This window comes from Cyanothece sp. BG0011 (assembly GCF_003013815.1).
Taxonomy (GTDB): Bacteria; Cyanobacteriota; Cyanobacteriia; order Cyanobacteriales; family Microcystaceae; genus Crocosphaera.
In genome coordinates this window covers 1-1,525 of sequence record NZ_PRLH01000135.1, presented here as the reverse complement: position 1 = coordinate 1,525, position 1,525 = coordinate 1, and the positions used below count along the sequence as shown (strand labels likewise).

The window sequence follows — 1,525 nt, the reverse complement described above, 5'->3', positions numbered from 1 at the left end:
ATAAAATATCCCCTAAAATAAATATAAGGAGGAAAATGCCAGCCAAAGATATTTACCATGATGCAGTTAAAAATGCTTTAATTAAAGATGGTTGGACAATTATAGCTGATCCTTATACCATTGAATATGAAGGTGAGAATCTTTATACTGATTTATTGGTAGAAAGGACTTTATTAGCTCAACAAAAAGGAAAAAGAATTGTTGTTGAAATTAAAAGTTTTATCAATCCTTCTCCCATGAATGATTTTCAGAAAGCATTAGGTCAATATCTTTTATATCGTGACTTCCTCGAATTTTCTCAGAAAGATTATGAAATTTATCTGGCAATTAAGAATGGTGTCTTTAATACTTTTTTTCAGAGAACATCAATTCAAGCTGTTGTCAAACGTCATCAGATGAAATTGCTTGTTTTTAACGATACAAAGGAGGAAATTAGTTCATGGATAAAATCGTAAAGTATAGAGAGTTAATTAAAAATATTCTCACAGAATATGATCAATTAGTCAATCAATCACCAGATCATCAATCTGAAACTTGTTTAGTATTTGATGAAAACCATGACCATTATCTTTGGTTAACCGTTGATTGGCAAGAAGATAAACGTCTAAAATCAACTCATGTTCACATACGAATAAAAAATAATAAAATCTATATAGAAGAAGATTGGACAGAGGAAGGTATTGCTAATGAATTATTAAGAGAAGGTGTCCCAAAAGAGGATATTGTTTTAGCTTTTTATGATCCCGAAACTCGTAAACATACAGACTTTGCTATTGCTTAAATACTTACACTTAATTTAAGGAGATAAAAATGATTAAATTACATCCTGAATTTTTAACAAAGAATGGTCAAAAAGAGTTTGCTGTTTTACCTTATGAGGAATTTCTTCAAGTTCAAGAGTTATTAGAAAAAATACAAATAATTGAACATAAATCTAATGGGGAAAAAATGGCAGAAGCATTAAGGAAAATAGCTAAAAATAATACTTTTTCTGAAATTGATGCTAGAAAATGGCAAAAAAAATATCCGCCAAGATCGTTCCCTTCCTAATAGAGATTAGATAATGTTACTTGATAGCAATATTATTATTTATGCAGCAGAACAAGAAAATGAATTTTTAAGGGAGTTTATTGCTGAAAACAATACTTATGTCTCTGCACTGTCTTATATTGAAGTCTTGGGTTATCATAAATTAAGCACTGAAGAGAAAATTTATTTTGAGGACTTTTTTTAATGCCTCTCAAATTTTACCAATTTCTCAAGCAGTTATTAATCAAGCAGTGAGACTAAAGCAACTTAGAAAAATGTCTTTGGGGGATTCTATCATTGCAGGAACAGCTTTAGTGTATAATTTAACTATTATCACTAGGAATATTGATGATTTTAGGTGGATTACTGAATTAGAATTAGTTAATCCATTTAATGATACTTAATTCAATATCATAATTGATTCAATTTATTATTCAGTAACCTCATAAATACACAAAAGTTTTATTCATAAAAGTATAATTTTAAAGTAATTCTG

At 28.5% G+C, this 1,525-nt stretch carries 5 protein-coding genes; all 5 read left to right on the top strand.

The annotated features are described in order from the left end of the window. Positions 1–35: 35 nt before the first annotated feature. Genes C4E06_RS16195 through C4E06_RS28060 form a run of 5 tightly spaced genes read left to right on the top strand, consistent with a single transcriptional unit; the run spans position 36 to position 1,433 of the window. Positions 36–455, top strand: a complete 420-nt coding sequence (locus C4E06_RS16195) for a XisH family protein (protein WP_107668998.1) — start codon at positions 36–38, stop codon at positions 453–455. After that, positions 440–781 (top strand): XisI protein, encoded by a 342-nt coding sequence (locus C4E06_RS16190; protein ID WP_107668997.1) that lies wholly within the window; start codon positions 440–442, stop codon positions 779–781. Before C4E06_RS16195 ends, C4E06_RS16190 begins: the two co-directional genes overlap by 16 nt. Positions 782–810: 29 nt before the next feature. Then, on the top strand, positions 811–1,050 hold the full coding sequence (locus C4E06_RS28070; protein ID WP_198648745.1) for a hypothetical protein: 240 nt from the start codon (positions 811–813) through the stop codon (positions 1,048–1,050). Positions 1,051–1,063: 13 nt separating this feature from the next. Continuing rightward, positions 1,064–1,234, top strand: coding sequence for a hypothetical protein (locus C4E06_RS28065; RefSeq protein ID WP_198648744.1), 171 nt, complete (start codon positions 1,064–1,066; stop codon positions 1,232–1,234). After that, a complete protein-coding gene (locus C4E06_RS28060) occupies positions 1,218–1,433 on the top strand; it encodes a hypothetical protein (protein WP_198648743.1) in 216 nt (71 codons plus the stop codon). Before C4E06_RS28065 ends, C4E06_RS28060 begins: the two co-directional genes overlap by 17 nt. The last annotated feature ends 92 nt before the right edge of the window (positions 1,434–1,525 follow it).